This is a genomic window from Caballeronia sp. DA-9, assembly GCF_051615025.1.
Lineage (GTDB): Bacteria > Pseudomonadota > Gammaproteobacteria > Burkholderiales > Burkholderiaceae > Caballeronia > Caballeronia sordidicola.
On sequence record NZ_CP195132.1, the window covers coordinates 1,088,047 to 1,111,652 of the forward strand.

Genomic DNA, 23,606 nt, shown 5'->3' on the forward strand with positions numbered 1-23,606 from the left:
AATCGCGGGTGGAGTGTTTATCGACGGTTGCCGATCCAGGGTGTTGGTGGGACCACCGCCGTGGGATGAACTGCGGTCTCGAGCTTCTTGTCGACCTGCTTTACTGCGCTGGCGGCTTCGTCAGCCTTCGCAACCGCCACCTCGACTTTCGCACCGACCTGTTCGGTCCTTTGCTTCGCGTCGACAGCGGCCGCGGCGGCGACCTTTGTCTCTTTCAACTGTGCCGCCGCATTCCGATCGGCGACCTTCGCGCGATCGCCGAGGAAGCGAAGGGTATATGTGTTGACGTCGTGCGAGTCCTCAACCAGCTTTTTGATATCTCCAAAATCGCCGAGACGCGCATTGGCAGCGTCCAATTGCTTTTGCAGGCTGTCGATCTTTGCATTGGATGAAGCGACGCCCGCGGCATATTCCTCTTTCCGTATCACTGGGATTCGGGCTGTCAGCCCCTGCCTCTCAGCGTTGGCTTGAGCGACACTGTCGCGTGCGGACCATTGCCCAAGAAAAAATCCTGCGGCTAGAACCCCGGCGAAACCGCCGACCACGCAAACACCCACCACCCACCACCGCCAATCAGTTGCCTTTTGCATCTGCTGCTCTCCGGTTACCGACTGTTGCTTCGAGTCGATCAATTCGAGTTTTCAGTTCAAGGACTTCGGCTTCTGCACGCTGGGCACGCCGGTTTGCTTCGTCTGATCGCAGCTCCGCAGCGCGCATCAATTCCTCAGCGCGGTCTGCGCGCTGAACTGCGAGAAGCTCACGAGCCTCGGCGCGGCCGGCGCGCTCCTCAGCGAGAGTCGCCAGGCGCTCAAACCGTGCGATCGCTTCAACTTGCCCTGCGGAGTCAGCCTTGGTGATCTGCGCATCGCCTTCGCTTTCGGCTTGGCGCTTCCTATCGATCTGCCTCCACATGCGGCCGCCGACCCAGAACGTGCCGACGCTTCCGAGAGCAGTCACGATCGACTTCACGCCCTCGTTCCAAAAATCCGACATCTCAGGCCCTCGTTTGCCGATCATCCGGGCATAAAAAAGCCGCCCGGAGGCGGCGTTGCAATTTTCTTTGCTAAAATGCGCCCGGCACCATGCGGCGGGTCCATTCCGTCGCATGGTGCCGGGCCCCGTAAGTCTCACGATTTGCCGGGCCTTTTTTTCATTCAGCAATGCCATCTTCGGGCAAAAAATGGGCATCTATAGATTGCTGCTCGCAGTAGCCGTTCTACTATCGCATCTGCACGTTCGTGTCCTCGGCGGCAACATAGGGGTGTTCGCCGTAATTTCGTTCTTCTTGCTGAGCGGGTATGTCATGACGGCATTGATCGACCGGCACTATTCGAGCGTCTCACGCGTCGGAACGTTCTATCTCGATCGGGCGATGCGCCTTTTCCCTCAGTTTCTGTTCTACATCGTGCTGACGCTGATGCTTGTTGCCATAGCGCATCCGGTGTCGCCGTTCCTGTCGGACCTAACCGCTGGTAAGGCATTGCTAAACGCCGTGATGTTGCCGCTCAACTTCTACGATCATTTTCCCGGCGCTCTTGTAATCCCGCAGTCGTGGTCTCTCGGTCTAGAAGCTCAGTTCTATATCGTGATCCCGTTGATCGTCGTGGGACGCGTGCGCGCCGCGGCTTTCGTTGCGTCCGCGCTTTTCTTTTTGCTCCCTTATCTCGCGGTCGTTGACCCCGATCTTTGGGGATACCGCATGCTGCCGGGAACGCTGTTCATGTTCCTTTTCGGAAGCTTCTTATATCGTCGGTCTAGCACTCATGCTGTGATCGCAGCATACGTCTTGGTCTGGATTCTGTTTGCCGGAACGCTATTGATATCATCGATCAATCGTCCCTATAACAGAGAGGTTCTTGCCGGCCTTTCGTTTGGTGTTCCAGCAGTTTGGCTATTGTCAAAAGCCAAGTTTGGATGGATCGAGGAGCTCGCTGGCGATCTAAGCTACGGCGTTTTTCTCAACCACTTCCTACTGATCTGGATGCTCCAGGCTATCGGCGTCGACAGCATGGCGCCGTGGTATGCACCAACGCTTATCGCGTGTTCGCTTGGTCTTTCAACGATCTCGTACATTATCATCGAACGTCCCGTCATTGCACTTCGACGCGCCATTCGGAACCGGTCGAACACCCTCAGTCGGGCATAGGCAAGTAATCAAGGTCCGCTTCTAGCAGCCCACTGTAATAGTCTTTCCACAAGGCATCGCTGGTTTTTGCTGTGCCGTAATAATAGTTATCGGGGTTCTGAAGAGAGCGAAGCCACGTCTGAACTACAGTTTTGGCTGCGTCATCGAACTGCGCGTAACGGGTTGTCATGGAATTAAAACGTGTAGTTATTGATGAATATTGACGCCGTCCCGCCCCACCGAATCTCTTGATCGTTTCGACCCGCCCTCTACTTCCTCAGCTGTGACCGACGCAGCGCGCAGGCATAAAAAAGCCGCCTGTCGGCCGGCTTGCATTGCGTGTGTTGCAGTTACTCGACGATCTCGCCGCCGGCGAATGCATAGCGATTTGCATACGGCGCAACCACTGTGCCGTCAGGCATCGGCTCGACGATCCGGCCTTCGGCGTACGTCAGCGGATCCTGACCAGCGGCCGGCAACCCATCAACCGGGATCTGCTGCGTGTACATCGGGAACTTGCCCGCGTCCTTGGCATTCTTCGAGAGGAACGACGCGACGGTCGAATTCGTGATCGACGAAACGAAATCGAGCGTGATTTGCTGCACGATGTGATACGTCGCCGACGCGCCGGTGCTAGGCGTTTCGTAGTTGGCTGCAATGGGCATGGTGCTTCCTAAAGGAATGAAATATCGACTGCGAGATAAGACCAGCTCAATGCTTCCTTGAAGCCGGTGTAATTGTTGAAGTTGCTGGTATCGCCGAACATCGTCATTTGCTGGCTTACGGTGCCGCCGGACGTGTTGAAGGTCGACATCACCACACCCGCATTACTCGCGCCGCCAGACGTACCGCCGGTACCGAATGCAGGCTGCACGCATGCGACGCCAACTCGCTGCGCGACTGAGTAAGCCTTTGAGCCCTGATCTGAAGGCCAGATGCCGCCGTCCGTCGTGTAGCCGGTCGAGCCATATGCGTATTTCGGGTTTCCTTGACTTGAACCAACGACCCTAGCAAACGGCTTGACGATGTCCGCGACCAGCGTTCCGGCAGCATTAAAAACCTGAAGCCCGAAATTTCCAGACAAAGGCAACGCATTTGCCGCGTCGAATACATAACAGGTAACCGGGACTGAGGCGCTGCCTACAACCAAGACGGACCAATTGCTACCCGATTGCGTCCACGACATCGGTACACAGTAACCACCCGGGCATTCGAACACCACCATTGGATTTGTGGCGGTGAAAGTGAATGTGGTTTGGTTACCCTGCGAGCTGTATCGACTGCCGTTCGAAATTTTATAAACCAAGAACCCCGCGAAACTCATGGTCTGCGTGATTTTTTGACGCAACTGCATATTGCTTAAGCCGACCTCGCTATCAATCTGTGCGACGTTCGAGCCGTCTTGCGCGAAGCATTGAAATCCGGCTGACATCAATAAATCCCATAAAACATGATGCCTTGAATCTGAATGTTCTGAGTTGTGGCACCGCCAGAGTATGTCCAGCTTATCGTCGTGCCAGCGACCGAAAATATTGGCCGGCTGACGTCCATGTTCTGGAATCCCCATATCTGTGATGGCTGGAAAGCAAACCAGATCGTTCCGCCTGCAAGCCGCGCATCCGTGACGCTACCGTTTCCGCCGGCAAGAGAAGCGGAGCCGATGATCCGCTGCAACCGCCCCGTGATGTCGATAACGAGGTTTCCGGATGCGTCCCAACATTGAATGCCGGCCGCCATTACCAGAGCCCCAAGCGAACGCGCAATGTGCCCGCACCGTCGTAGACCTGCACGGTGCTGTCGCTGATGGTCAAATATCCGGATCCAGCATTGGCACCGTTCATCGTCAGTGTGCCGTTCTTGTCCAGCTTCCAGCGTGGCTGACCATTCGCGCCGACGGCGGTCGCCTGAATGATGTCCGCGATGTTCGCATTTCCGATCCAAGCCGTGCCAATCAGCGATTGGCTGATAAAGACCTGTCCACCCTGAATCACAAACGGCGCAGCAAGGGCTCCCGATGTGTCGCTTAGAACAGCAAACCGCTGGGCCGTGACCAACACTTGGCTTTCGATGATGCCACTGGAATTGTCAACACCGACACCGATACCGGCGATGTAGGTCCGGCCTCCGGAAGTGACCGCCGTCTTGATCGTGTACGAAGCACTAACCTTTCCACTCAGGTCGGCGTACGCGTTTGCGTTCGTCTGAACGGCGGCGCTGATTGGCGGCAGCTTGTTGTTATTGATGTCCGAAACGCTGGCCTGGACGTTCGTGATAGCCGTCGCATTCGCAGAGTCGGCAGTTGCTCGGGCCGTTTGCTCTGCTTGCACAAGCGCAAGCGTGTTAGCGTTTGCCGCATCAACACTGGCCTGAACTGTCGTCACCTGCGATGCTAAAGCCGCGTCCGCTGCAGCGCGCGCCGTTGTTTCCGTTTGCACTGCGGCCGTTATGTTACTCGTGGCCGACTGAAAAAGGGCTGCCGTCGTGTCGGTTTTGACGGCAAGAGCGAGGTCTGCCTCTGCGCGCGCCGAACTCTCCGACCATACACCCGCGTACACGGTGGTCGAGCCAGCATAGTCGCCCGTGGCCCCGGCCATGTTCGGAATGGTGATTTGCGCAGAGATACCGTCGATTCGCGTCGTCAGCGCTGAGTCACCATCGTTTCGTGCTTGTGCCTCGTCGGTGATCGCCTGTTGGTTCGCCGAGACATCAATTGCAAGACCCGGGATCAGGTCAATGTCGGACAGCAAAGCTTGTCCAAGTGCGGACTTCTCGATTACGCCCGCGAAGTACACGTTGTATTCACCATCCGCATTCGTGAGGGATGCGCCCTCCACGCCTGGATCGCCCGCCGGATACCACGGGCCGACGTTACCGGAGGTATCAACAAGCCGAACCCAGAAATACAGGACTTGCCCTGCGGCGAGCCCCATCAGACTGGCTTTTGCCTGTGGATATGCATAATCGGACTGCTTCACCGCGTCGGCCCGCGCGGGCGTGCGGCTATACCAAAGCTCCGTGCGTTGCGTGTCTCCGGCCGAGCCATCCGCAGGATAAGTCCAGATGACATCGATCCCGAAAATCTGCGATACCGTCGTCAGCGACGCAACCGACGGTGGCGGGCTAGTCTTGCCAGTCAACTGCGTGAGAACGCTGTACGCCGGAATCGACGTAACTCCCATCGCATTCACGGCGCGCACGCGTGCGATGTATCCACCCTGATAGATGCCATGCACCTCCGCCTGTAGGCCACCGACGGCGTTCATGGGGATCCACTCGCCGTTGTCCTTCTGCCACTCCGGGATATACGAAACAGCCTTGTCTGCCGAATCCCACGCAATGACCATCGTGGTTTTCGAAATACCTTGGTCGATCGCCGAATATGTCGAAAGTCGCACGTTCGTCGGCGGCGGCTGCACGGACGGCGGGATCACGGTCACCGGGCGCACTTGAATGGCCGCGCCATCGTCGATCGCGGCGTACTTGCCCGGCTCATACTGCGAAGCATTCACCGTATAGGTGATTTGCCCGTCGTCCGAGTTTTCCTGGACGCTCACCACGCGGAATAGCTGAGATGCCAAGTCAGCACTTTCCAACATCCACACTGCGCCTGGCACGGGTGCCGTATCGAACGCGGCGGTTACCGCAACCACGTCACCGTTCACGGACTGCACGGTGCGCGCCTGCGCAACGCCGCTCGGCAGGATCACCGTCAGCGTATCGCCTGCTGCAGCCGTCGGTGCTTTGTCGAGCGTGACAGTGTTGCCCGCGGTCGTCTTCACTCGGCCGCCAGTGCGCCGCCCCGCTTTCGCCGGATCAGCCACCGCGATGATTTGCCCCGGTGCACAGAGCGTCCCATCGAGGCCCACCGAGAATGAAACGGTATTTGTCTCATACCGACTTGTGAGCAGCGTCCATAACCCAAGACGATGCGCCTGACCCTGCGATGTCGTGCCGAACGCAGTGATCTGCGCTTTCGTGACGCCGTAGCGCGCGATCCCGTCGTCATCAGGCACATACTCGACCGCCTGCGCATAACCGTTCGCGGGGTCGTTCCAGCTTATCAACGCCGTGGTGTAGCGCGTCTTAAGCGCAGAACCGACATACGTGAATGCGCCGCCGACCACGTTTGCAGCGGTGTACACGTAGACCGGATCGGCTGGCATGTCGGCGCGCGCGACAACCGCGCCCGGACCCCAGTAAGCGATACCGCGAAACACGGTCGCAAGGTCTTGCAGCACCTTATACGCATCCGCCTGAGACTGAATGCATGCGTTGCAGGTAAAGCGCGGCTCTTGGCCGCCCTTGCCATCGTCGACCATGACATCGCAGTAGCGGCCGATGTCGTACAGTCCCCACTTGTCGATCATCGACGCGTCGACGCGCTTGCCGAGGCCATACAAGTCATTCGTGACGATGTCGTAGAAGATCCACGGCGGGCAATCCGTCCACGCCTGCTTGAACGTTCCATCCCACGTGCCCGAGTACGCTCGAGTGTTTGGATCGTAGTTCGACGGGACGGAAACAATCCGCCCCTTGATGTCATATGCGCAGGTCGGCACGGAGCTGAACGACTGAGCATCGAACGTCAAGCCGATGAGTGCGCTCATCGGATAACGCAGCTTGCGGTCGATAATTTCTGTGATCGCTTCAATATTGATCGTGTCGGCAATCAACGCGCTGTGCGCATTTGCCGTAAGTCGGCGCACGCGAACGAGCCATCCGGTGGATGCGGCAGGCAATTCAATGCGGATCGACCGTTCATAAAGCGACGTCGTTTTACCGTCGAATGCGCCGGTCAAGACCTGCGAATACGATCCGCCATCGGTCGCTAGGTCGATCGCATAGTCGACGTGGTAGCCAGTGACGTCACCCGTGCTCGAATTCGACTGCTGGAATTCGGGCAATCCGAATCTAATGCGCACCGCCGTAAGCTGCGTATTTTCGACTTGGTGCACCCAAGGCGCGTCCGAGGTTAGCGGCGTGCCGACCGCTACTTCGTTCTCTACCGCCGGGAATCCAGACATAAACGTCTGATCCTGCGTGCCAAGCCTGTAGTCGAGGCTGTAATTCGTGAAGTTGGTCGAGCCGTCTGAATTCTGGATCGGCGTATCGTCAAGAAAAACCGACTGCAACCCATTCACCAACCCTACAATCGGGCCTTCCGAGATGACGTCGAGCACGCGCGCCGTCGCGACGGAATGAAGGCTGTCGGGCGATTCCGTCGGCGTGCTCGCTGAGCCGCCGCCCTTCGCCCCGGAAATGCTGCGCATCAGCTTTGATCCTCGGCAAAGATAGCGGAACTGACGCGCTTCGAACCAACGCGCATGCGGCCATAAACGATCGGCACGGGATCACCCTCCGCGGTGCTATTGACCGCGCCGTTGAAGTAGTAGGACGTACCGTTTTCCGGACCGCTGTTCGATGCAAGGCCGCTCTGTTGAGGGCTAAGCATCTGAACGACGCCACCAAGCGCCATGGACGCGCCGAGGCCGAGCAGTGTGGACGCTGCGGAAGCGCCAAGAAATCCGGCGGGATTGACAAGCGACGTCGCTACTAAGGCAACCCCCAGCAGGGTCGTGAACAACCCGCCACTCTTGCTGCCAATCAGAATCGGCGCAATGCGAATTTCATCTTCGCCCACTGGGATACGAAGATCGTCGGCGCCAAGATTGCGCCGCCCGTTGAACACGGCGAACGTCAAGCCCTGATCCTTTGCGCCCATCAGAAATTTTTCGAATCCCTTGATTTGCGAACACAGCGCGCGAGTCGCTTCCGCTGTAGATGCCACGGCAAACCGATGCACCCGGCCAAAGCGAGTGCCGAGCACGCCGTAAAGACGTACCGTCCGGACCTTGTTGCTCACGCCTTTTCCCCTATATATCGAAGCACCGCGCGAAGGCAGCGCGCCCACAATCCGCCCCAGACCGTGCGGCCGGACAATTGCCCATACATGTGGTGGATGAAAATGCCATCGCCGAGATAGACGCCGGCATGATTCGGGACGCCGTTTTTGCTGCGGATCTGCATCAGCAAGACATCGCCGGGTTCCGGCTCGACATCCGGGCCGAGATTCGTAAAACCAGCAGCTTCGTAGTTGTCGACGTACAGATTTGACTCGCCGTCCTCCCACCATGCGTCCGCTCGCGCAAAATTAGGAAGTACGATGCCGCGCTCGAGGCGGTACCAGTCTCGGACCAGCGAATAGCAATCGAGCACGCCATGCGAGAACTCGCGACCAAGCAGCGGCGCTATATACCCGGTCGGCCCGAACTCGCACCAGTCGTCAATCCCGATCGTGTGGTCTGCCTGCATACCGAGCGAAACGATGATCCATATCGGTATCCCGCTCGTCTCGCACATCGCCTTGTCGGCCATGCTCGGTCGCGCCGCCGCACCAGGATGCGAATGCACCACGGCCACGATCTGTCCGCGATCCTCAGCCGCTGCATAATCCTGCGGCGCCATCACGAAATGCTCGGTCGGCGTCGCTGCGGTGTTTCGGCACGGCACGTAGATCTCTTCGCCACCCTCAATCACGAGCAAGCCACAAATTTCACGCGGGTATCCCGCGAGCGCGTGTGCCGCGATCGCGTTTTTCGTCGTTTCTTTCATGGGTTCTACGAGAGGGTGTCGCTCAGGAAGCCGCCGAACGGCAACGGCTCATTGACACCGAACCGACATTCGCAGCCAGTGGTTTTCTTGCTGCAGCGGTCCTGCGCCGGGTCGTCGGTCGAGATGTCTTTGATCGTGAAATAGGCCGACCCGGTGTATCCGCAATACGGTCCCCGATATTCAAACTGACACATGTTCACGATCTGCCGCGCCGGCAACTGCTGGCCGCCGAAATCGAGCGCCGACGACAGCGTGAATTCGACCTGCACATCCGTCTCGCTGGTCTTCTGCTCGATGTACCAGAGTTCCGGCGCCATCTCTTCGCCCGGGTCCGCTGTCGGATTGCCGTTAGGGAAGTTGACAGCATCCAGGTACTTCGAAAGCGTGCGATGTCGCGTGACGCGCGCGCCGACCATATCGGCGAGGAACACGCACAGCGCGGAGATCGTGCCGTTCACGTTTCCGACGGTCAGCGTAGGCTCAGGCTGCTGCGCATCGGACGTGTGCTCAAATCCGGCGGCCTGGATGGGCCACGGCTTGTATTCGTTGCCCTGCCAGAAGATCGATGTCGATTGCAGATGTCCATGAAAGCGCAGCATGTCGCCGCCGATACCCGTGCAATCCACTTCGAACAGCTCGATAAGCGCGCCCGGCTCGAGCGACTGGATGTCTGCGGTGATCACCGGTTCACCCCGAAAAGCGAAACCGTGCCCGATGCAAAGTTACCAGTCGATGGAATGAGAAGCACCCCACCCAAAATAGCACCGGACAGGACAAGGCCCGATCCATCGACCCGATAATATGTTCCGCTCGACGTCATGCTAACCATGGACCACTGGACATGCTTAAAGCGCGTTCCATCGGTCGCGTTTCGAATCTTTACCGTGCCGTGAGTTGAATATGGTGCCGTACTAGACAACCCTGAAAACAGTTGTATTTGACTCGTATTACTCGTTCCCACAGCGCTAAGAACAGTCGCTGTTGCAATGGCTTGATATTGATACATGTAACTGTTGTTCGTGCCAACGATCCAATTTGATGTATCCGCCGCCAGTCGCAGCCATAGATTGGCTGCATCGGTCGTTACGTTGATTCCGTCGAATTCAATTTCGTAGTCGTAGTACCCGCCCGGCAGAGCCACAACGCAAAATGCCGCGTTAGCGGCGATTACGGTTGTGCTAATCAGCGTCTTTCCCACTCCGAGGTTGGCGCGTGCCGACGCTGGGTTGGTTACTGCAAGCGTCCCGACCGTAAAGGTTCCGCCTACTTGCATATCTCCGGGTACGACTTCTTTCGCAGTGCTCGACCGGCCTCGTATTGTCGAGTACCACGTATGCACACCATCCGTGTCTAGCAGCATGGTGTCGCCTGGATACAGCGTACCCACGGCATTGAGCCCATCGCCCGATCCGGCCGTCACGGCGAGCGAAACAACTGTCGTGCCGAGATTACGCAGCAGGATTTGGCCGTCCGCGACGCACGTCGAAGCCGCGGGCAAATTGATCGTTCCGGCCGACGCGAGATTGATGTTCACGCGCTTGCCGAGGTGATTCGCGGCGGTCAGCGCCTGGGCAACAGTCAGCGTTGTCGCGAAGCTGGTAATCGTCGCTTGCGTGTTCAGCACATCGACGTTCGCATTCATCTTCGTGCTGGCCGTGCGCACGGGATCGCCGTCGACCGCGGCAGGTGGAGTGCCGAGGACGATCTTTTGAAGTGCAGTCATTTTTTAGGGTGCGAAGGTTTGATCAAACGTCGCTGACAAGGTGTAGACCGCGCCGTCTTTCGTGGGCTCGGAGTACTTCTCGCAGGTGAATAAGGCTTGCGGGCGCAGCAGCGGCGTCCAGAGAAAAGCAGTTGCGCCGGCGTGCGCATCGAGGAACGCCATGATCGCCGCGATTGTTGCCGTGTCGCGAACGAAGGTGAGGTTGTACGAACTCGAACGATTGTTGATGCCGTCGGCCACGCTCTGGCGGTATCCATCTCCGAATTGCGCTTTCCGGACTAGCAGCGTCGCATCGCCCGACAGCCCTGCGACAGTCGGAACCCAGATGAATGTGTCGGCCATTATTTGATTCCCTGGGCCATCTTCCAGAGCGCACCGCCCTGCTTCCGCTCATTCACCACCACGGCGCGAACGGCCGCTGTGATCTTTTTATTCAGGTCGTCGCCGTTGCTTTGGTTCGCGGCCGCATTTGATCCGCCTTCGACCGTGATTTGCGGCGCCACCGTGATACCACCAGCGCCTGACGGCGATACGCTACGGCCAACCATTCCACCGGTTGCAAACCGCGCCATACTATGGACGCTCGCGCCGTTGTTCATTGCATCCAGATTCGACGCGCCGATGCGCTTCACCGCGGCGGCCGTCATGACGAACTCGCCATTACTCAAGCGCGCCATGATGCTATCGCTCGTGCCGGATCCCGGACCAGAGATAAAGCCGCCGGTCGCATGCCCGGGCACTGAAGAAACAGCGCCGCCGCTCGAAAAACCGAGCGCGCCGAGAAAGCCTGAGTCCATGAAGCTGAGCGCCGCTTTCGCAATAAGCGCTTCAGATTCAAGCTTGATGAAATTGCCGATCAGCGACTTCGTGAAATCGCCGAAGTTCAGCTTCCCGGTAAGCGCAAAATTCGCGATCGAATCGCCGAGACTCTCGATCGCGTTTTTGGCGGTATTGTTCGCAGCCGATGCGAGGTCGTTGGTCTTGTCGATGATGTCCTGAATGCCGCCCTTGGCGCCAGACATCCAGTCGCTTTTTCCCGCGTCCTGCGCGCCGGTGAATGCCAACTGCTCGTTCTTTCGCGCGTCAAATCGTTTGTTGATAGCCGCTCGCTCGTCCGTGTCAGCAGCGGTACCGTCCAAATTCAGCGAGACCGCTTTCTTCTGCCACTCGGCAAGTTCCTTTTGCCGATCGGTTTCGATCTTCAGCAAATCGACTTGACGCTGGCGTTCCTGCGTACCGAGCGAAAGCGTTGCGAGTTCGATCTTGTGCTGGTCGGCGATCGCATCGTTCTGATCGGCGATCTTGATGTTCGTCTCGTAGGCGTCGGTATTCAGCTTGTCCTGGCGCGTGCGCAAGTCGAGTTGTTTTTCCAGCGACGCATTCAATGCGTACTGCGAGAGCAACTCGGTTTGATGCGCGACAACGCTTTGCTGCGCTTTGGTCAAGGTCTTTCCGGCGTAACCGTCGATCTCTGCGCGCAGCTCGGCTTCCTTCGCTGCCCAGCCAGTAAGTTTTTCTTGACCGGAAAGCGACTGCTCGAGCACAGCCTGCGCTTGCTTCGCCTGATCCATCAGTGAATCGCCGTGGCTCTCTTGAAACGGCTTTTCAGCGTTGCTTCCTTTTGAAAAGCTGAGGGTTCCAGTCGGCGTCGACGTATGGGCTGAGCCAGGCGTGGTGTCTCCCCACAGCCGACTCATAAACTGCGAATATCCTTGACCCTGTTTCTTCAGGTTGTCATAGCCGACCTGAGCTGCTGCTGAAGCCATCTTGAACTGGCCGGTCAAGCCGTAGGCAACCACAGTCGCGAGCGTTGCGATGACCTCTGACGTCTGCTCAAATCCAATGACGAGCGTCGCGACGGCCGATGACGCCGCTTTCATGATAATTGCGATGCCGCTGTAAAAATCCTTCAGCAGCGGGCCAATCGCAACATTGTCGGCGAGCGCGTTGGTCAGGTTGATAATGGTCGGAAGCAGCGCAAGCTTCGCGGACATCGTCAGCGCGTCCATCTTGGCGTTCGACAATTCAAGCTGCTGCTGCAAAGCCGACAGCTGCGCGATGGTGTTGCCAGAAAGCACGGCGCCGACGGCAGTCGCGGTAACGCCGAGATCTGTTAAGCGTGCGGAACCCTGATCTAAGAGCGGGATGAGCTCTTTTCCTGATGTGCCGAACAACTCGTTGGCCACACCCGCTTTGCTCGCCCCATCCTTGGTTTTTGCGAAAGCGTCAGCAATCTCGCCGAGTAGCTGATCGGGACTCGCATTCTTCAACGACTTAAGGGAAATACCAACAGCAGTAAAGGCCGCCGCGGCGTCTTTGTTTCCGTGTTGCGCTTCGTTCTGCGCCTTGCCCAGTTCAGACAGTGCATCCGCGGCATCTTTCGTATCGACGCCAACTGTTTTCGCTGCAAAGCCGAATTTTTGTACGTCATCCGTCGACAATCCGGTCTGTCGTGAGATTTTCTCGACGGTCTCGCCATACGTGGCGAGTTCCTCGCGCGCACTGAACGTGGCGTGCGCGGCGAGCGCGAGAACCCCAATGAACGCACCGACCCCAAGAACCGCCGGTTGCAAAAGCGTCGTGAACGCACCCGTGCGCTCCGCAAGCACGAGCAGCGACCCGCCGAACTGTTTGATATTGCCCTGCGAAAGCTCGTGACCAAGCACCAGCAGTTCGCGCTTCGCCGCGGATGTCTCAAGACTGAAGCCGTGCGTGTGTTCGGATGCCTTTGCGATCTGGTCGATGTACGGTTTCACCGAGTCAGTCAGGCCGAGGTTCGCCGCACGCATCGCGAGAATCTCAGCACGGGACTTGCCGGCTGTCGAAGCGTTCTTCAAAAGCGCATCGGTGAAGCCCTTGACGGCGCGCGCGCTGGCGTCCGAGCCGTTGGCTGTTGCTTCCGCGATAGCGTCCTGGGCAAGCGCCGTGCGCTTCGCCAGGTCCGATTGCGTCGAAATAAACGCGTTCGCTGATTTACGAGCCTTGTCGAGTTCGGCGGTATAGCCAGAGGCGTCCGCGCCCACCTTGACGACGGTTTCATTTGCCACGCGCGGCCTCCCCAGCCTTTTCTTCAATCACTTCAATCACTGCGTCGATGGCTTGCCGCTTGCGAGCGTCAAACGAAGGGCGAAGGAATGGTTTAGCGGCAGAGTGCGACGTTCCGAATTCAACGAAGCGCCCATAAAACGCCTCTTTCGACCATGTCACCAAGTAGACAGCAATCTTCCCGGTAACAGACTCTTCCTTGTCGTAGGCGATCAAGATGGAGCGCTTCAGCGTGCCCGGCACGTGCTGCGTTCCCTTACGCTCATAGGGCAAACCCACGGGCGCGCGGAGCCGCACCTCATCGTGGATGACGCGCGCGCCGGCGACAGCTGCTTGGCGCAATACTTCCTCGCTCGCAACGGTTTCGAGGCGATCAAGGAAATCGGTGAGTGCGGTCGGGTTTTCAATCGAAAATTTACTAGCCACCGCCCCTCCGCTTCACCGTAAATTTCTTGCCTTTTGACTTCGCTAAGTCAATCCCGAACAAGGCCAAGGCAACGAATCGCGCCTGGTCTTTCGGGTCTTCAAATACGATCGGCTCGGCACCGCGCTTCTTACCTGCCCACGGCGTGAAATCGGACGGTTCAAATGCCTGCTGCTTCGGGTCACGATGAATATTCGCCATCGTAGAAGCAATCATGCCCATCCGAACATCTGCTATCCGCTCGCCAAACGGCTCGATGTTGTAGTACGCCATCCAGTGGGTGAACTCGACACTGCTGATGTCGCGCATCGCGTGCGCGACCGACCTATGCCCAAGGCCTAAAGTCAGACGGTGCCAGAAGATTCGCTCTGGATGGCTTCGGAGTTTTTTTCCGCTTCCTTAGTTTGCGAATCACCAAGCGCATTTACCTTGGTGCATGCGAGACCGATCTTGCGAACGACTTCAGCACTCCCGCGACGCAACGTGTCGAGATCGGCGGGCGTGAACATCGGCGCGCCTGACTCATCGACGACAGTGGCAACGATTAGCGCGGAAAAATACACGCTGTCGCTCGTGCCCTGCTCTTGGAGCGTCTTTTGCAGATCATCTCGCGCGAAACCATCCATCACCTTCACGCGGATCTCGCCCACCCCATCAACCGCGACAACCTCGCTGGCCGGCACGGCAGCCGCCAGCAGTTCTTCTTTGGTCAGCATGCTTTTCTGTTTCCTTTAGGCCACGCCCGGCGTAACTTCGATGTCGCCGGTCACCTTGATTACGACAGTGCCCTTGACCACGTTATCGACGCCGGCCGTGATGGGAACGCTTTTAACGTACGCATCGAAGACGATCGTCGTTCCGTCGCTCAGCGTCAGCTGATACGGTGCGACCACGCCGGTCTTCTTGTCGGCGAGCAACGCTGCGTGGCTCGCTTCCTTCATGTTGAGATTGATGTCGAAGGAAACCGTGTCCCAATCCTGCAGACCAGGGCGCGATTCCTTTGCCTCGCTGTCGAAGTCCGTGACGTCGATGTCGCTCGCCGAACCTGCAAAGCCGTTAAAATTCGAAAGGTTCTTGATCGCCGCCCACACAGGCGCCACCGTGGTTCCCGTGTTTTTCGCGAGCTTCGTACCTTGTGAGCCTATTGCGGTGCTGGTCATGGTTTCACTCCTGATACCAAATGGAAAAGTCTTGCTGACTGCCGTATAACTTAGTGACGTCTTCGTAGATGCTCACCGGCGCACCAATCGGAACGCCGTTGACAGGCGCGGCAGTCAGCGCACCGCGAACCTGTTGAATAATTGTTGCTGCCTCGCTCCGAGAAATGGACCAGACGAACACTTGCATCCGGCTGTTCTGGAGCGTGTCGGGACCATCGAACGTCGTTTCATCGACCCCGCCGACCGACTGGTACACGACGTAAGGCTTCAATGGCGACGCTGGCGCGACATCGGGATAGATGCGCCCACCGGCGAGCGTCTTTAGCGCGGTGTAGGTGATCGATTCAGCGGTCGACATGAGTTATCACTCGCGGGCAATGCCTTTCGACCAGCAACTTCCATTCGGCCCGCGCATCTTCGACGGTGTCGCGAACATGTGAGAACAGCTTGACACCGCCGACCATCAACTGCGCCCTATACCCTCGCCCATGCGCGTGTACACCTCTGACGCCGAGACGATTGTTGGAATTTGCACCGGCGCGATTCAGAGCATTTTCGCTAACCGTGATGTCCCGAAGATTTCCGGCCTCGTTATTTGAGCCCTCGACATCGATATGATCGACGATGTTCTTTGGCCAGCTTCCGTGAACGTAGAACCAGATAAGGAGGTGTTCATAAATGAACTCGCCGTCAATGTAAATTCGACGGTGGTCTCCATGTTTGGTGCCGGCGATGGTGTTGCGCTTGTTGCGCCACCTGAGACGACCCAATGCAGAGTCGTACTCCAATCGTTCAAGTAACCGAGCGTGCGTCAGTTTGTAAGTCTTTCGCTTCATATCAACCCTGGTTCGAGCCCGTGCTACACGCCAGATCCGTGTATTCGCGCGAAGCGACATTCGGAAGCGGCGCAAGAATGTTGAAAACGACGTCATCGACCGGTTGCCCGTCGACGTACTTGAGCACCACAGCGCGCATGCCGTTATCGATGTCCGTGCGGTACCGGATGCGAATGCTTGCTGATGCATTTGCGACATCGGCGTCAGACGTAAGCGTTTCCTTGCCCGTGAGCATCTTGACGTTGCACCAGGTCTCTACGACCGTGGTCCAGCCTTCGATCGGTTGCCCGAGATCATCGAACCCGCCGCCATTGCGCTCGATGCGCACGCGCCGGTTCAGATCGCCCGCGCGCATCACACGCCCAAACCGGTTCTATATGGGAAGAGCAATTGCTTCGACCCAGCCGGCAACTCCATGACGCTCGATGAAGTGCCGACAACGACGTCCTCGCGGAATGCGTACAGCTTGCCGAGAATCAACAGAATCGCGGCGCGAACGGCGTCATTGATCACGATTGGATCATCGCCTGCAGTGCCCGTGAGCACGGCTGCGGCCATATCGTCGGCGTTGGCATAAATTTTCCGGTCGAGATAATCCGATGCCGATTGCACCGCTGCGTTGACGTACAAGGCAATGAGATCGTCGGCGACGCCGGCGTCCTCGCGCAGATGCGCCAGTGCCTGTGCGGTCGAAATGATCGGAGTCGGATCGGCCATTACTTCGCGCGCACCTTGTTCTGCGGATCCGGTGCCTTCTTGTTTGCGGCGTCTGGCGCGCGTTTCTGTCCGCTCGTGTCGAGCGCGTCATCGGCGTCCCGCACGAGGCCATTTGCCTTCAATTCTGCGGCGCGACCACGAGACACCACATATGGTTCACTGTTCGGATGCTTGAATCCGTCCTCACCCGCATACGTGCATACGGGCTGCACCAAGACCTTGTTGGGATCGGTGTTGCTGGTCATAAAGCCTCCTCAATACAAAGAGCCGCCCGAAGGCGGCTCCCGTTCTATGCGATGCCCGCTCGATTAACCCGCGTCCGGCGTCACTTCGCCGGTCACGAACGCTTCAGGGCGATACACGGCCAGCGCCAGGCGCTCTTCAGCGCGCAGCGTCACCATGTTCTTGATGAAGTCGTCCTGGTTTTCCGTCGAAAGCAGCACTTCCACTTCCATGCGGTCGAAGATCTGCGCGGCCATCGCGAACGCACCCGTCAGGAAATGGTTCGCCGCCATGGCTTGCGTTTCCACAACCGGCAGATTCCACAGCCGCGGCGTGGTGCCGTTGACCGGGTTGCCGATGAGGTAGCGACCTTGGCTGTCCTTCGTCAGCTCGATCGCTGCCCAGTCGATCGGGTTCAGCACGATGCCGGTCGAGGGAAATTCCGCGAGCAGCGCCTGAAGCAGCGCGAGGCGGATGCGATCGATCGGCGTGGCGCCAGCGATGGTCAGTGCCGGAGCGAAAGCCGAGGCTTGCGGCAAGATGCCCAGGATGTTCGAGCCCGTACCGTCGCCGTTGAGCAACTGCGCTTCTTCGGCATACATCAGGCCGTAGCGTGCGCGGCCGTCGATGTAGCTTTGGAGCATCGGCGCATCGTCGAGAATCTGGCGCGAGGCCTTGAAGATGTGGGCGATCGTACGAACGGGCTGGTTTTTCAGATTGAACGTGAGATCCGATTGCGGCTTCTGCGCGCCTTCAGCGACCGTCGCTGCAGCATTCGTGAAACCGGTCTCGACCGTGTATTCGATCGAATTTGCGCTGGTTTGACCCGGCATCAGAAGATCGCGAATGGTCATCGTGCGCTGCACGGGTGCGACGATACCCGCTTGACGATCAGCCACAGTCAGCGAGTTGGTCGTGCTGGCGCCAGCGCCCACGGTCGCGGTCACATTCATGATGTTCTTGCGATCGATCCGGACGCGCACGGACTTACGAGCGCTGCTGTCCATCTCCTTCATTTCTTCGGATTCAATGACCAGTTGACCCAGGCTCTTCAGTTCCTGGCGATCTTCCGGATCACCGCGACGCGCAAGCTTTTGCTCGGCTTCCTGCAGCCGAGCTTGCAACTCGCCCTGCTTAAGCAGCATTTCATCGACCGATTTCTTGGTCTCTGCGCTCAGTGCGCCCGAGGCGTCCTTCGCTTCCTTCAATGCCTTCTCGCTGGCGGACTTCACTTCGTCGCCAATGCGCTTCAATTCGGCGGTGACCTTCTCCATCACCTGCTCAGGATTGCCGCCGCCGTCGTTCTTGCGGCCGAATTCACGAGCGGCTGCAATCGAGCCCACGCCTGCGATCGCCCATGCATGATCACCGAGCGCGCCGAGAATGTCGCCGTGCTGCAGCACGTGCGAGGCGACGACCGACGCGGCATGCGCATCGATGGTGAACGCGAGCGCGAACATCGCGCCCATCACCGATACAAAGACGCCCATCAAATTGCGTTTCATTTTTGTTTCCTTAAAAAGTGATTGATTTGAGGCTGTCCAGCAGCCGATTTGCATCGCTCGCGTCGCTGCCAGACTCACTCTGGAGCAGGTGTTTCAAGCCGCGACTCGCGATTACCGCGGCTTGAGATTTCGAGAAGCCTGCCTCGCGCAGGAACCGCTCGAATTCCGAAAGGGATGGCACGCCACCATGCGCAATCACGGACTTCACTGCGTCGACGCGCGCTTCCGAGTTGGCTGGGTTGGTGACGATGCTGATTTCGACGAGGTCGAGCTCGTTGAGCGTGCGAATCGCCGTCTTTTCGTTGTAATCGGACGAGATCGTGTAATAGCCGATGGAAAGGCCGGTAATTGCCTTGGCCTGCATGCCGCGGTATGCGATCTTCGCGTTTGGCGCGTCGTCGAGCCACAGATCGCCATCTCCAAGCAAGCCTTTGTCGTCTTCGGCCAGCGTCAACCACGATCCGATCGGCGTAGCAGTGTCGTGCTGCCACAAAACCGGCAGAGCGCGGCCGCTCTTCTTCAGCGCGGTCAAACTATTCGCGAACGCGCCCGGCGCGACGATCTCGCCATAGCTATCCACGACGCCAAACACCGAGCCGTAGCCCGAAAAAGTCCCGGCTTCGTCGACTGATTTCACGTCGAGGTCGAACGCGCGGACCTTATATGCCCCGCCCCTGGCGCTTTTACGATTCATCCTTGTTCTCCGTTTGAAGCCAAGCCTTAAGCGCGTCCTGCGCATTGCTGGCGGCACTTTGTTCGCCGAGTTTGTCTATCGGCAGCAGGGCCGACTGCACGGTCAGGACCGCTGCATTGCCACCCATGGGCGGCAGGTTTTCCTTCACGCGACACTCATCGCGCGTCATCAGCCCGTTCTGGGTCATCTGCGAATAGAAGGCCGAGCGGCCGGCGCTGTCTGCGCGCAAAAGTCCCTCAACGGAAAACTCGGCGTAGTAGGTCAAGCGTTCTGCAGGCGTAAGGCAGGACCGCTTTACGGCCTGTTCGATACGCGTGAGCCATGGACGAAGCGAGAACGTCAAAAAGCCGATAGTCTGCTGTTCAATACCCGTGCCCCAGCTCGTCGATTTCTCGCTGTGGCCGACCATAAACGGCGGCACGCGAAACCAGCGGCAGATTTCCTCGATGTTGAAAGAACGCGTCTGCAGTAGCTGCACGTCCTCGGGATTCATGGTGATGGCCTGGTACTTCATGCCGGCTTCGAGCACCATCGTCTTGCCAGCCTGCATGGCGCCGCCAAATTGTTCGGCGAGATCTTCGCGAATCTCCTTCCGCTTGTCTTTTTGCAGAATCTGATCGGTCGAAAGCGCTCCGGATGGCCGCAAACCGTTCTTGAAAACGCTCGCGCTGGCCTTATTCGCAGCAGTCGAGTTGCCGATAACCTCGCGCGCATAGCGGATTGGCGTGAGCCCCATCAAGCCGTCAAGGCTAAAGCCGCGGATGTGCAGCACGTCGTCTTCCGAAAGCGTGCTGGTGGTCCCGTCGAGTTCGTTGTATTGGTACTGCAGTTGCCCGTTTTTCAGACGTTTTGGTGTCTGCATGCGCTGTGGAAGCAGCAATTCAAGCCCAATAATCGCAGTCGATGTGCGCAACTTGCGGGCGTAGCCATTGCCACGGAGCAGCATGCTCGCAACCATCACCTCCCAGAACTCGACGGCCGTATTTTCAGCATTCGGCTGGGTATGGAGCACGCTGTACAGCGGATGATCCTTCGCGACAGTGCGCGTGCCATCGGCGGCCATCTGGTACAGGTTCAGCGGCAACGTGGCGATCGTTTCAGCGAGCAAACGCACACATGCCCACGCCGCGGATAACTGCAACGCGGACTCGACGCTTACCGATTCACCGCTCGACGATTCCGAACCGGCAAACGACTGCCAAAACGATCCGTCCGTGAGTGAAATGGGCACGCCAAGCCATTTCAGGACGCTCGCCTTGAAGCGGCCTGGCGACTTTTGCTTGCTCTCACTCATACGATGATGGGGCTTGTCCAGAAATCGTTAATAGATCCGGTCTGCCCTTCGAGCATGGCCCGGCCAATTGCCATAATCAGCGCTACCGCGCCGTCAATTTTGTTGTCGTTACCCTGCTTGATCGGGCGCACGACGTCGTCATTGCCCGGCAAGTGCTTGCCGACGACGTTGCTTACGCACCAGGTCATGATCGGGTTACCGTCGTGATGCATCCGCCCCGATGTAATCGCTGCTTCCAGCTCTTTCATCGGGTCGGACATGTTTGTGTAGTTCTGGATGATCGTGACCGGCGTCAAGCCCTCGTCTTCCAAGTGATGCGCCAAGTTGGTCGCGCCGTGCGGGTCCATCGGGACGCACTGCACCGGGCAAATCCGATTCGCCTCGGTCGCTTCGTGCTGAATGTCGCGATAGTCGATTTCGGAGCCCGCCGTCTCTAGCAGATGGCCGGTGTTGACCCACTTCTGGTAACGCTCGGCCATGCGGCGGTTTTCGGTGTTCTTCACCGTGTCTTCCGGCACCCAGAATCGCGGCGCCACGCTGAAATAGTGCCGGCGGCCGTCGATGTCGCGCCAAAATAGCCGCGCCATGCTGTTCAAATCGAGCTTTCGCGCCAAGTCCAGAGAGAGAATGACGTCCTGCCCCTCGAATTGCTCTAGCGCAAGCGTCGAATCCTCGCAATTCCGCCAGTCTTCGAGGTTGAAATAGCCCGCTTTCGCCGACGTCCAGACGTTCAGATGCTTCGTCTTGAACGTGTTTGTGAAGCGCGCCGATTTGATAGCGCGCTGTTGCTGGCTCTCCAGGTACTCCTGATAGACCGAAATCCCGATGTTCGGGTTGGCTTTCGCGAGAGTCTTGGGGTCTGTCCAGTCGTCGCCCTCGTCGATGGTCCAGATCCAGCCGAAAAGCTCGTCGTCGGGCACAGTGCCCTCAAGCATTTCGATAACCTGCCGCCGCTTGTCGTAGCAGGGTCCTTCGATATTCGCGCCGGCAGTCGTGATCACGAACATCAGCGGCTGGCGACGAGCGCCCATGCCCGTGAGCATCGTTTCGTACTGCACGTTCGTGTCGTGCTCGTGGTACTCGTCCTCGATCGCGCACGACGGCGACGCGCCATCGCCTGGATTGCCGATAATCGGCTCGAAGCGACTGCCGTCTTCTGGTCGACTCAGATTCTGAGCGTTCACCTCAATACCAAGGTGCTCGACCAACATCGGCGAGCGCTTGACCATCAACCGCGCCGGCCGGAAAACTTCCCACGCCTGCCGCTCCGTCGTCGCCCCACAGTACACCTCGGCGCCGTATTCGTCGTCAGCAGTGAACATCGCAATACCGACACCAGCGGCAATCACGCTCTTGCCGTTCTTACGCGGCACCTCCCAATATGACTCCCGGAAGCGCCGAAATCCTGTTTTCTTCTTCACCCACCCGAACGTGCACGCGAGCCCAAACATTTGCCACGGCTCAAGTGTCACGAGCTGGCGCTTGTACGCCCACTCGCCCTTGGTGTGCGGCAAAAGCTGGATCAGGCGAAGCTTTTTCTCGGCTTTCGCTGGGTCGAACTTGTACTTGAACGCCGCCGTTTTGCTCGCTGCCAGTTCGTCGAGTTGCCGCTGACAGGCCAGTTGCACGAAGCGACACGCAGGAATCTTTCCGCGCAACACATCGCGCGCAAACTGGTTCGCCTTCGCGACCAGCGGATAAGCTTCGCGCGCCATAAATCAGCCGAGCAGAGCCGCGAACGGATTGCCCTCACCCTTCTTTTTCGGGCCGATAAGCCGCTGCCGACTCGACGGGTCGAGCCCAAGCATCGCGCCGAACGTCGCCATCAAACCGGAAGATTCCTTCACGACCGTCGCAGCGGGATTTTTCACCGGGCCGCCTTGCGCACCGAGCACGACCGGCCCGTTTTTCGCAAGATCCATCTGCGCGCGGCGCCAGTTGCCGTACGCCGAACAGAAAACTTCAAGGTTATGCAGATCGGTGAACTGCAAAATCTTTTGCTTGCACAAAAGCGGCGCGACGCGGGTCCACATATCAACGGCCTCCGCATCCAGCCATTCCGGTGGATCGATATTCGTGACCAGGCCGAAATCCGGCTCTTGCGTGTTCAACTGCCGCTTGCCGCGGTTCCCGGCAGCCTGCTTTTGAGCGACCGACTTCGGCTTTCGACCGCGGCCGGCGACCCTTGCGATCCCTCCCATCGGTCGACCTTTAAATTTTTAATTTCGCGGGCGTGAAAATTTGACGGAACGGTCGGTCCTGAACTCAAATCGGCCATAGTTTCGACCCACCCAGCCCATAGTCATCAACTATCGTTGCTAAATCGCAACATAACGCACCAAAACAGTGAAAATCACACGATTCCAACGCTATTTCGTTGGTTTCACGCAACGTTTCACGATTTTCGCTCGCTGCCCGTCTTCGTTTTGTGGCACGGACCGCATATCGATTGCAGGTTGGCATCGTCATCTGTGCCGCCTTGCGACTTGGGCACTCGATGATCCACTTCGGTCGCAATGGTCACGCGACCTGCCCGCCTGCAGACCTGACACAAGCCGCAGTCACGACGCAAGATGCGATCGCGGCGCTTCGTCCATGCGTTGCCATAGCCACGCTCGTGACGGTTGCCGCGCACAGCATCAGGCTTCCACTTGATCTCTTCACTCGCATGCGCCGGGCAGTACGTCTTGCCACCAGGCACAAGAGCGCTGCACCCTCGATGCTTGCACGGGCGCAGCGGACGACTAGGCATTTTTATTTGACTTGGGCGAGCGATGCATGAATAGCCATCATCGCTGCGCGGGCAAGTCGGTCAAGCATCACGTTCTCGTAACCGTGCTGAGTAATCGGCGTGTCAACATCGATCGATCCGTCAAACGACGCGAAACCATCGTAGCGCACGACTATCGACACAACCGGCTCGCCCAACTTGTTGCCGCTGTCCAATTGATGAAGCCTGACGCGGCCAAAGAGAGCACGGCTCGAATCTCCCAAAACGTGCCATACATGCTCACGCTGAGTAACAAGGCGCCGATGATGCGCGGCTAAGCACAGTTCGCGGTCCATCTCAGGCGGTGCGGCGACGCGCGTAAGCCCGTGCTCCTCAAATGCTCGATCGCCTGCGGCACCGGAAATATGCGCGTACAGCGCATTGATCACGGCATCAATCATGTGCGCGGTCCGGGCGTACTCTCCAGAGCGGTAATACTCATTTCCCATGGTCTTTCCTTTGTTGTAAGGATCGACCAG

29 protein-coding genes are annotated in these 23,606 nt (G+C 58.2%); 1 reads left to right on the forward strand and 28 read right to left on the reverse strand.

What is annotated here, in order from left to right; all coding sequences use genetic code 11:
- Positions 1-17: 17 nt before the first annotated feature.
- Complete coding sequence (locus ACRWA7_RS11165; protein ID WP_438391064.1) at positions 18-590, reverse strand: hypothetical protein; 573 nt, start codon at positions 588-590, stop codon at positions 18-20.
- On the reverse strand, positions 574-969 hold the full coding sequence (locus ACRWA7_RS11170) for a hypothetical protein (RefSeq protein WP_438391065.1): 396 nt from the start codon (positions 967-969) through the stop codon (positions 574-576). The genes ACRWA7_RS11165 and ACRWA7_RS11170 overlap by 17 nt, the downstream gene beginning before the upstream one ends.
- A gap of 79 nt (positions 970-1,048) precedes the next feature.
- On the opposite strand from ACRWA7_RS11170, the gene ACRWA7_RS11175 reads away from it, so the two are divergent.
- Positions 1,049-2,146: an acyltransferase family protein gene (locus tag ACRWA7_RS11175; protein ID WP_438391066.1), complete on the forward strand. Its 1,098-nt coding sequence runs from the start codon at positions 1,049-1,051 to the stop codon at positions 2,144-2,146.
- Between the two features lie 329 nt (positions 2,147-2,475).
- Here the strand turns inward: ACRWA7_RS11175 and ACRWA7_RS11180 are convergent, their stop codons facing one another.
- The 26 genes from ACRWA7_RS11180 to ACRWA7_RS11305 form a co-directional block, all read right to left on the reverse strand.
- Positions 2,476-2,790: a hypothetical protein gene (locus tag ACRWA7_RS11180; RefSeq protein WP_438391067.1), complete on the reverse strand. Its 315-nt coding sequence runs from the start codon at positions 2,788-2,790 to the stop codon at positions 2,476-2,478.
- Between the two features lie 8 nt (positions 2,791-2,798).
- Positions 2,799-3,557 (reverse strand): hypothetical protein, encoded by a 759-nt coding sequence (locus ACRWA7_RS11185; protein WP_438391068.1) that lies wholly within the window; start codon positions 3,555-3,557, stop codon positions 2,799-2,801.
- Entirely contained in the window at positions 3,557-3,862 is a 306-nt protein-coding gene (locus ACRWA7_RS11190; RefSeq protein WP_438391069.1) for a hypothetical protein, read from the reverse strand. The genes ACRWA7_RS11185 and ACRWA7_RS11190 overlap by 1 nt, the downstream gene beginning before the upstream one ends.
- The gene (locus tag ACRWA7_RS11195) at positions 3,862-7,395 is read right to left on the reverse strand and encodes a host specificity protein J (RefSeq protein WP_438391070.1); all 3,534 of its coding nucleotides are present in this window, start codon (positions 7,393-7,395) and stop codon (positions 3,862-3,864) included. Before ACRWA7_RS11195 ends, ACRWA7_RS11190 begins: the two co-directional genes overlap by 1 nt.
- Positions 7,395-7,988: a tail assembly protein gene (locus tag ACRWA7_RS11200; RefSeq protein ID WP_438391071.1), complete on the reverse strand. Its 594-nt coding sequence runs from the start codon at positions 7,986-7,988 to the stop codon at positions 7,395-7,397. The genes ACRWA7_RS11195 and ACRWA7_RS11200 overlap by 1 nt, the downstream gene beginning before the upstream one ends.
- Positions 7,985-8,737, reverse strand: coding sequence for a C40 family peptidase (locus ACRWA7_RS11205; protein WP_438391072.1), 753 nt, complete (start codon positions 8,735-8,737; stop codon positions 7,985-7,987). The genes ACRWA7_RS11200 and ACRWA7_RS11205 overlap by 4 nt, the downstream gene beginning before the upstream one ends.
- Before the next feature lie 5 nt (positions 8,738-8,742).
- A complete protein-coding gene (locus tag ACRWA7_RS11210) occupies positions 8,743-9,420 on the reverse strand; it encodes a phage minor tail protein L (protein ID WP_438391073.1) in 678 nt (225 codons plus the stop codon).
- Positions 9,417-10,460 (reverse strand): hypothetical protein, encoded by a 1,044-nt coding sequence (locus ACRWA7_RS11215; RefSeq protein ID WP_438391074.1) that lies wholly within the window; start codon positions 10,458-10,460, stop codon positions 9,417-9,419. Before ACRWA7_RS11215 ends, ACRWA7_RS11210 begins: the two co-directional genes overlap by 4 nt.
- A 3-nt stretch (positions 10,461-10,463) precedes the next feature.
- Complete coding sequence (locus ACRWA7_RS11220; RefSeq protein WP_438391075.1) at positions 10,464-10,802, reverse strand: phage tail protein; 339 nt, start codon at positions 10,800-10,802, stop codon at positions 10,464-10,466.
- Positions 10,802-13,507, reverse strand: coding sequence for a phage tail tape measure protein (locus ACRWA7_RS11225; RefSeq protein WP_438391076.1), 2,706 nt, complete (start codon positions 13,505-13,507; stop codon positions 10,802-10,804). The genes ACRWA7_RS11220 and ACRWA7_RS11225 overlap by 1 nt, the downstream gene beginning before the upstream one ends.
- Positions 13,497-13,931, reverse strand: a complete 435-nt coding sequence (locus ACRWA7_RS11230) for an HK97-gp10 family putative phage morphogenesis protein (protein WP_438391077.1) — start codon at positions 13,929-13,931, stop codon at positions 13,497-13,499. Before ACRWA7_RS11230 ends, ACRWA7_RS11225 begins: the two co-directional genes overlap by 11 nt.
- Entirely contained in the window at positions 13,924-14,238 is a 315-nt protein-coding gene (locus ACRWA7_RS11235) for a phage tail assembly protein T (protein ID WP_438391078.1), read from the reverse strand. The genes ACRWA7_RS11230 and ACRWA7_RS11235 overlap by 8 nt, the downstream gene beginning before the upstream one ends.
- A gap of 35 nt (positions 14,239-14,273) precedes the next feature.
- Complete coding sequence (locus ACRWA7_RS11240) at positions 14,274-14,645, reverse strand: hypothetical protein (RefSeq protein WP_438391079.1); 372 nt, start codon at positions 14,643-14,645, stop codon at positions 14,274-14,276.
- A gap of 15 nt (positions 14,646-14,660) precedes the next feature.
- Complete coding sequence (locus ACRWA7_RS11245; protein ID WP_438391080.1) at positions 14,661-15,089, reverse strand: phage tail tube protein; 429 nt, start codon at positions 15,087-15,089, stop codon at positions 14,661-14,663.
- A 4-nt stretch (positions 15,090-15,093) separates the two neighbouring features.
- Positions 15,094-15,447, reverse strand: a complete 354-nt coding sequence (locus ACRWA7_RS11250; protein WP_438391081.1) for a DUF3168 domain-containing protein — start codon at positions 15,445-15,447, stop codon at positions 15,094-15,096.
- Positions 15,434-15,925 carry an HNH endonuclease gene (locus ACRWA7_RS11255; RefSeq protein ID WP_438391082.1) on the reverse strand — a complete coding sequence of 164 codons (492 nt, stop codon included), beginning with the start codon at positions 15,923-15,925 and terminating at the stop codon, positions 15,434-15,436. Before ACRWA7_RS11255 ends, ACRWA7_RS11250 begins: the two co-directional genes overlap by 14 nt.
- 1 nt (position 15,926) lies before the next feature.
- Positions 15,927-16,280, reverse strand: coding sequence for a phage head closure protein (locus ACRWA7_RS11260; RefSeq protein ID WP_438391083.1), 354 nt, complete (start codon positions 16,278-16,280; stop codon positions 15,927-15,929).
- Positions 16,280-16,642 carry a head-tail connector protein gene (locus ACRWA7_RS11265; RefSeq protein ID WP_438391084.1) on the reverse strand — a complete coding sequence of 121 codons (363 nt, stop codon included), beginning with the start codon at positions 16,640-16,642 and terminating at the stop codon, positions 16,280-16,282. The genes ACRWA7_RS11260 and ACRWA7_RS11265 overlap by 1 nt, the downstream gene beginning before the upstream one ends.
- Complete coding sequence (locus ACRWA7_RS11270) at positions 16,642-16,887, reverse strand: hypothetical protein (RefSeq protein ID WP_438391085.1); 246 nt, start codon at positions 16,885-16,887, stop codon at positions 16,642-16,644. Before ACRWA7_RS11270 ends, ACRWA7_RS11265 begins: the two co-directional genes overlap by 1 nt.
- 63 nt (positions 16,888-16,950) lie before the next feature.
- The gene (locus ACRWA7_RS11275) at positions 16,951-18,369 is read right to left on the reverse strand and encodes a phage major capsid protein (RefSeq protein ID WP_438391086.1); all 1,419 of its coding nucleotides are present in this window, start codon (positions 18,367-18,369) and stop codon (positions 16,951-16,953) included.
- Between the two features lie 10 nt (positions 18,370-18,379).
- A complete protein-coding gene (locus ACRWA7_RS11280) occupies positions 18,380-19,063 on the reverse strand; it encodes an HK97 family phage prohead protease (RefSeq protein WP_438391087.1) in 684 nt (227 codons plus the stop codon).
- Positions 19,053-20,357 carry a phage portal protein gene (locus ACRWA7_RS11285; protein WP_438391088.1) on the reverse strand — a complete coding sequence of 435 codons (1,305 nt, stop codon included), beginning with the start codon at positions 20,355-20,357 and terminating at the stop codon, positions 19,053-19,055. The genes ACRWA7_RS11280 and ACRWA7_RS11285 overlap by 11 nt, the downstream gene beginning before the upstream one ends.
- On the reverse strand, positions 20,354-22,072 hold the full coding sequence (locus tag ACRWA7_RS11290) for a terminase large subunit (RefSeq protein WP_438391089.1): 1,719 nt from the start codon (positions 22,070-22,072) through the stop codon (positions 20,354-20,356). Before ACRWA7_RS11290 ends, ACRWA7_RS11285 begins: the two co-directional genes overlap by 4 nt.
- Before the next feature lie 3 nt (positions 22,073-22,075).
- Positions 22,076-22,558, reverse strand: coding sequence for a phage terminase small subunit P27 family (locus ACRWA7_RS11295; protein ID WP_438391090.1), 483 nt, complete (start codon positions 22,556-22,558; stop codon positions 22,076-22,078).
- 194 nt (positions 22,559-22,752) lie between these two features.
- A complete protein-coding gene (locus ACRWA7_RS11300; RefSeq protein WP_438391091.1) occupies positions 22,753-23,109 on the reverse strand; it encodes an HNH endonuclease in 357 nt (118 codons plus the stop codon).
- A 2-nt stretch (positions 23,110-23,111) separates the two neighbouring features.
- Positions 23,112-23,576 carry a hypothetical protein gene (locus tag ACRWA7_RS11305; RefSeq protein WP_438391092.1) on the reverse strand — a complete coding sequence of 155 codons (465 nt, stop codon included), beginning with the start codon at positions 23,574-23,576 and terminating at the stop codon, positions 23,112-23,114.
- Positions 23,577-23,606: the final 30 nt, after the last annotated feature.